Below are 2843 nucleotides of genomic sequence, written 5' to 3' on the forward strand. Positions count from 1 at the left end.
CTCCGCTGCCTGAGTCGGCGAATAGGACGCGAGCAATGAGGAGCCCTTCGATCGTTCCTCAGCGGGCCCGGCTGGATGCGCAGGGATCACATAGAGTGCCTCGGCTATAAAGGCATTGATGGAGTGGGCGATCAAGAGTCCGCACAGGACAAGGCAGAGGAATAGGCCGATGCGGCGTGCTCGTTGTGGAGGAATGGCTGCCACGATATTGTCTCTGGTTTTACCTCTCGGCATAGTACCTGGTCAGCGGGCATAGTCGCAAGAATCTAGTGCAACCGGTCTTTTTGCATGATGAGTAGACAAATCGTCTGAAGCGGGCAATAATCCCTCCCTCGTTTAAGGCTGAAGGGAGGTTTCACGCGTGAAGAAAGCATTGATCACGGGCATTACCGGACAGGATGGCTCGTACTTGTCGGAGTTTCTACTCGGCCGAGGCTACGAAGTCTATGGCATCATCCGCCGTTCCAGCTCCTTCAACACGGGTCGCATCGATCCGATCTATGAAGATCCGCATGTCCCGCATCGGCGACTCCACCTGGTCTATGGCGACCTGAACGATGCGAGTTCGCTGAATCGCATCTTGCGCACCGTCCAGCCGGATGAGATCTATAATCTTGGAGCTCAAAGCCACGTGCGTGTGAGTTTCGATATTCCCGAATATACCGGAGAGATCACAGGGCTCGGCACCATCCGGCTGCTTGAGGCCATCCGGGAATCGGGGCTCAAGCCGAAATTTTATCAGGCGTCGTCCAGTGAGATGTTCGGGAAAGTGCTCGATGTCCCCCAGAAAGAAACGACTCCGTTCTACCCGAGGAGTCCCTACGGGGCGGCGAAGGTCTACTCCTATTGGATTACCGTGAACTATCGGGAGGCATACAATCTTTTTGCTTGCAACGGCATCCTGTTCAACCATGAATCGCCTCGGCGAGGGGAAACCTTTGTTACGCGGAAAATCACCAAAGCCGCGGCCCGCATCAAGCTCGGCATCCAACAAGACCTGTTTCTGGGAAATCTAGAAGCCAAGCGCGATTGGGGGTATGCCGGCGACTATGTCGAAGCCATGTGGATGATGTTGCAAGCTCCGGCGCCGGACGATTATGTCATCGCGACCGGCGAGACCCATACGGTCAAGGAAATGCTGGAGTTGACCTTTGACCGGCTGCAACTGGATTGGAAGAAACACGTGAAGATCGATGCGAAGTATTACCGGCCGACGGAGGTTGATCTCCTGATCGGGGATGCCGCCAAAGCCAAGAAACAACTCGGTTGGCAACCTAAAGTACGGTTCGAAGAGCTGGTCGCCATGATGGTCGATGCGGATTTGGCCGCGGAACGGGAGAAATTGGAAGGAGTGGGGAGAGCGAAAGGTTAGAGGATGGAGGTTGGAGGGGAGGCTGAGTGAGGGGGAAGGTTAAGGCTGAGGTTGAGGTTAAGAATGGGGAGAGAAAGGCTGAGGTTAAGGACCTAGCCCCTTAAAGAAGTCAGATCGTGTTCAATTCATTTGAAGACATGCCTGTCTGACAGAAGGCAATGGAACTGGCCAAGAAAGTGTTCTCACTCACAGAGGGACTTCCAAGGAAAGAAGATTACGGGTTGACTTCGCAGCTCAGACGATCGGCACTATCAATTCCTGGGAATCTCGCTGAGGGATTTGGCCGTCACCATACGAAAGATAAGCTCAACTTCTACTATGCTTCTCGTGGATCACTTGCCGAAACAAAAAGTCATCTCATTTACGGTCAAGAAGTGGGATACTTCAAACAGAATGATTGTGCCGGCGCCATAAAGTTGATAGATGAAGTATGGAAAGAGATTCATGCATTGATTCGTTCGCTGCGGAAAGTTGCTCAACCTCGGCCTTAACCTCAACCTTTGGTTTTTATGACTTTTTGGATTGATCAGCGTGTTGTCGTCACTGGTGGTGCGGGGTTTCTTGGTTCATTCGTCGTCGACCAGTTGCACGCGAAGGGCTGCCGGCAGATCGTCGTTCCACGAAGCAAGGATTATGATCTGGTCCAGATGGATGCGGTCAAGCAGTTGTACAGCGACGCGAAGCCCGATGTGGTGATCCACCTCGCGGCGCGTGTCGGTGGAATCGGCGCCAATCAAGCCAATCCCGGGCGATTTTTTTATGACAATCTGATGATGGGCACGCAGCTGATTGAGATCGGCCGCCAACGGGGACTGAAGAAGTTCGTCGCCACCGGGACCATTTGCGCCTATCCCAAATTCGCGCCCATTCCATTCAGAGAAGACGATATCTGGAACGGGTATCCCGAGGAAACCAATGCCCCGTATGGGCTGGCGAAGAAAATGATGCTGGTGCAGGCACAGGCCTATCGCCAGCAATATGGCTTTCATTCGATCGTACTCTTTCCCGTCAATCTATACGGGCCGCGCGACAACTTCGATCTGGAGACCTCTCATGTTATCCCGGCGCTCATACGCAAATGCGGGGCGGCAAAGGACACGGGACAGGCGTCGATCAGCTTATGGGGAGATGGATCGCCGACTCGAGAATTCCTCTATGTCGAGGATGCGGCGGAAGGCATTCTGCTGGCGGCCGAACAGTATGATGGACATCTTCCCGTCAATTTGGGAACGGGTGAAGAGGTGGCGATTCGTGATCTCGCCGGTATGATCGCGGCTGAGGTTGGGTTTACCGGGAAGATTCAGTGGGACACCACCAAGCCGAACGGCCAGCCTCGTCGATGTCTTGACGTGAGCCGGGCCAAGCAGCTTTTCGGATTTCACGCGGGGCATACCCTGCGTGACGGGTTGAAGAAAACCGTCCAGTGGTTCCACGACAACCGGCAGGCGATACGGGAAGTGCATTTCTAGAA

General features: G+C 54.0%; 4 protein-coding genes. 3 read left to right on the plus strand and 1 reads right to left on the minus strand.

The window, feature by feature from the left end; translation table 11 throughout:
- The coding region (locus ACOSYY_RS04775) for a hypothetical protein (protein ID WP_421661127.1) at positions 1–234 on the minus strand (234 nt) is incomplete at its 3' end.
- Positions 235–361: 127 nt separating this feature from the next.
- On the opposite strand from ACOSYY_RS04775, the gene gmd reads away from it, so the two are divergent.
- From gmd to ACOSYY_RS04790, 3 genes are all read left to right on the plus strand, one after another.
- Positions 362–1372, plus strand: coding sequence for a GDP-mannose 4,6-dehydratase (gmd, locus tag ACOSYY_RS04780; RefSeq protein ID WP_421661128.1), 1011 nt, complete (start codon positions 362–364; stop codon positions 1370–1372).
- Positions 1373–1530: 158 nt separating this feature from the next.
- Positions 1531–1863 carry a four helix bundle protein gene (locus ACOSYY_RS04785; RefSeq protein ID WP_421661129.1) on the plus strand — a complete coding sequence of 111 codons (333 nt, stop codon included), beginning with the start codon at positions 1531–1533 and terminating at the stop codon, positions 1861–1863.
- Positions 1864–1881: 18 nt separating this feature from the next.
- Positions 1882–2841, plus strand: coding sequence for a GDP-L-fucose synthase family protein (locus ACOSYY_RS04790; RefSeq protein ID WP_421661130.1), 960 nt, complete (start codon positions 1882–1884; stop codon positions 2839–2841).
- Positions 2842–2843: the final 2 nt, after the last annotated feature.

Source organism: Nitrospira sp. BLG_2, from assembly GCF_049222245.1.